3 protein-coding genes and 1 pseudogene are annotated in these 3624 nt (G+C 43.0%); 1 reads left to right on the top strand and 3 read right to left on the bottom strand.

What is annotated here, in order from left to right; translation table 11 throughout:
* Nucleotides 1-114 precede the first annotated feature (114 nt).
* From Q0C15_RS05870 to Q0C15_RS05860, 3 genes are read right to left on the bottom strand one after another with little or no spacing between them, the layout of a single operon-like run.
* A complete protein-coding gene (locus Q0C15_RS05870; RefSeq protein ID WP_297217282.1) occupies nt 115-438 on the bottom strand; it encodes a DsrE family protein in 324 nt (107 codons plus the stop codon).
* Nucleotides 422-1168, bottom strand: a complete 747-nt coding sequence (locus tag Q0C15_RS05865) for an RNA methyltransferase (protein WP_297217280.1) — start codon at nt 1166-1168, stop codon at nt 422-424. The genes Q0C15_RS05870 and Q0C15_RS05865 overlap by 17 nt, the downstream gene beginning before the upstream one ends.
* Entirely contained in the window at nt 1155-1943 is a 789-nt protein-coding gene (locus Q0C15_RS05860) for a peptidylprolyl isomerase (protein ID WP_297217279.1), read from the bottom strand. The genes Q0C15_RS05865 and Q0C15_RS05860 overlap by 14 nt, the downstream gene beginning before the upstream one ends.
* A 225-nt stretch (nt 1944-2168) precedes the next feature.
* Between Q0C15_RS05860 and Q0C15_RS05855 the strand changes: the two are divergent.
* Nucleotides 2169-3624 (top strand): annotated as a pseudogene (locus Q0C15_RS05855) (thiamine pyrophosphate-dependent enzyme); the annotation flags it as partial.

Here is a 3624-nt window from a genome sequence, read left to right as displayed (position 1 = left end):
CCGCGACCTCGTGCTTACCAAGCACGCGCTCTACCAGGCTGAGCTACGACGGCAGGATAGGATGAGATGCTACAGTTATACATGAATTTTTCAATCCAGCGCTCAAAGAGTGGATCAAAGCTTTATATATAGCCAGCCCTCAGATTCCTTTTTCAGAACTTCATATATCCCTGCATTAACTATTCTGACACCCTTCACGACCGATTTTTCATTCAACTTCTTCGCTATCAGCGAATTTCTGCAGGCCACGATATCCACACCCTTGCTCATTAAGGAAGAAAGCCTTTCTTCATTCTCATTACTGCACACATAGGCTATCGCATCTGAATGAAACACGATCTCGACCGTTGCCTCTGGATCCTCTCTGATAAGATTGAGGGCACTGGCTATTGTAACGTTTATCTTTCCTGGTTCTGTAACATTAATGATCGCTTTCATCTTTAACGACCTTAGAGAGACTATCCTTGACTCTCCTGATAACACCCATCATTCTGAAATATTCCCGATCGCTCATATGTGATCTGGCGATTAGCCTCCTAATGAGTAGCTCGGTGTTCCTGATTTTATGTTGTGGATACGAGGTCATCCCCATTATCTGTATTATATCTCTTATCATGAGATCCTCGTGCTCTGGTACTATGGCCGCCACTTCGATATTCTCTGGAGGGTTGAATCTCGTAAACATCACGTAAAGAATTATTGCGACTGCATGTGAGAGATTGTATACTGGATATTCAGGATTCCCTGGAATATTGATGAAATAATTGCACTTTTCAATCTCCGCATTTCTGAGACCGTCATCCTCCCTTCCAAAAACAAGAGCTATTTTACCATTTTCGCCAGCCATTTCATCCCAAAATTTTTCAGGTGTGAGCGGCAATCTTCTAAAATGCTTCTCGTCATTCGAAGCCGTACTAGACGTTGCCGCGATAATATTGAACTTGGGGACGATACAAGAAAAATCATCCACTATCTCAGCGTTCTCGAGTATGAATCTTCCGCCCATTGACCTGGCGAAAGCCTCATCTTCAGGTTTATTCCCCACTATTATGAGGTGCTTAAGACCAGAATTCCACATGGATCTGGCCACTGCACCGATATTTCCCTGATATTTTGGGTATACGAGAACTACGTATACATTTTCAGATATGTATTCAGCTCTGGACATTCTCCTGCTTCTGTTCAGGCTGGCTTTCGCTGGGTTCCTGTTTCTTCTCCTTCACTTCTGTACTCTCTGTCTTGGCCTGTTCTCCCTCTGTCTTCTGCTCTTCCTGCTTCTTGTATACCTCAAGTATTACTATATCGTATCCGGGGATGTATTTTCTTACCGTATTGACTATGTTGTATTTCGCATCGATCCATTGCAGACTAAATTTAGCTGATTCTGGTATCTCTATGCGTATATCCTTGTCCATGGATACGGTGAAGCCCTCAGAATCGTAATTGTTCGCTATGATTGCGTTTACCTTCTCAACTGGATCCGTTATCACTCCATTTATCTTGAATTTATAATAGACGGTCTTTCCTGCCCATCTGTGATTGTAGTCTACAAGAACCCTGCCAGGCGTAACCGAGATTATCCTGCCCACTCTTCTATTTATTTCAACCTCCTTTCCAACCTGCGGGTCTATATTGAGCCTCTGGAATTCGCGCATTGTATGTATCTTTATATTTGAGGGCAATCGCTGCCCGAAAGCGTCCTCAGGCGGTATTTCAACCTCGAATTCCTTTCCAGGCTCCGCCTTCTTAAAGGCTTCATTAACTTCCTTAAAAATTCCATCCTGGCCAACTATGACAACGATATCTCCATACTTGGCCTTCTCGTCAAAAATATCATTTTCCTTTGCAAGATCCGCTTTGCTGGTAGAAACCAGTTTCTTATCTTCACCGACGCGCATCTCGAATTCTATCTTAATGAAATCTCCATCATTCAATGATTTCACCTTTAAACTAGAAGGTCATATATAATCACTATTTTAGGTTTGTCATTCTTTTTTATATATAAAATATGGATAATAATCGCAATTTCCATTTACTATATAAGCATATCTGTGATGAAACCTTTAATTTCGGTATCTTCGTCTCATTTCAATTTTCTTTTATTGTGTCATATAGAATTATCACCTCAAGATACGTCATATTTACATACCTATTGTGCGATACTATGTATGATGCCGAAATCAAAATTTATGATCGGCAATGAAGCCATAGCGATAGCTGCAGTTCATGCCGGCGTGAGCGTCGCAGCAGGTTATCCCGGGACACCATCCACAGAGATTATAGAAAATATAAGCAGATTCAGTCCTGACGTTTATGTTGAATGGAGCATAAACGAAAAGATAGCGTTCGAAACCGCATATGGGGCCGCAATAAGTGGTGCTTATGGACTCGTAGCCGTCAAACATGTGGGCCTCAATGTAGCTTCAGATCCGCTATTCAGCTCTTCATATACTGGAATAAATGGCGCACTTGTTATAGTTTCAGCTGATGATTCATCCATGTGGTCATCTCAGAACGAACAGGATAACAGATACTATGGCTTACATGCACTCATACCCGTTATCGAACCTTATGATGTTCAAAGCGCTTACGATTTTACGCTAAAAGCATTCGAGATCAGTAGAAGATTCCATCATCCCGTCATTCTAAGAACGACTACAAGAATAGGTCATGTGAGATCGAATGTACTCTATTCCGATGATCGTGAGCCAGTACGTGGACGGATGATAAAGGATCCAAACACCTATGTACTTGCTCCGGAAAACGCAAGGAATGATAGAAAGAATCAACTTGCGAGATGGAAAGAGATCACGGATTATGTTTCCTCTATGAGCTCATTGGAGAAAGCCGATGGAGATTTGATCATTATAACTGGTGGCATATCATATTCCTATGTAAGAGAGGTGCTGGATGATGCTGGATTCAATGCAAGTGTTCTGCGACTGGATGCAACTGTTCCAGTAGCTGAGGATCCTGTATTGAAGGCCGTAAAAGGCAAATCTAAGGTTTTGGTTGTTGAGGAGAACGATCCAGTGATTGAAATGCAGGTGGCGGAGATTCTGGCGAAACACGGTATCCTAGTGGAATTTCATGGTAAAGATCTCATACCTATGGAAGGTGAGATGACATTCGAGAAGCTTAAGACTGGACTGTACGAATTTTTAGGTGTACAATACCATGCTGCAGAATTTCAGGATGAACCGCTCACCCCCAGGCCACCAGCGCTTTGCCCCGGCTGTCCTCATCGATCTAGCTTCTTCGATATAAAGAGGGGACTCAGCAGGATCTCTATGCAGAATGCCTATTTTTCTGGCGATATTGGCTGCTATACTTTGGGTGCGCTCCCACCCTTCCGAGAACAGGATAGCGCAACAAACATGGGTTCAAGCCTTGGAATAAGCAATGGTGTCTTCAGATCTACCGGTCAGATACCGGTGGCTATAATAGGCGATTCCACCTTCTTCCACAGTGGTATGGAGGGTATAGCAAACGCGGTATACAATCATACGGCAGAGGTTATTGTTGTTCTTGATAACAGATCCACCGCCATGACGGGTCAACAGCCGAGTCCATCAACCGCTATAGACATAGCAAAGGTCTGCAGTGCCATGGGTATCGAATACG

The sequence above is a fragment of the Thermoplasma sp. genome (assembly GCF_023256435.1).
Classification (GTDB): Archaea; Thermoplasmatota; Thermoplasmata; order Thermoplasmatales; family Thermoplasmataceae; genus Thermoplasma.
The sequence above is the reverse complement of the archived record's forward strand: the minus strand, read 5'-3'. Positions and strand labels throughout refer to the sequence as shown.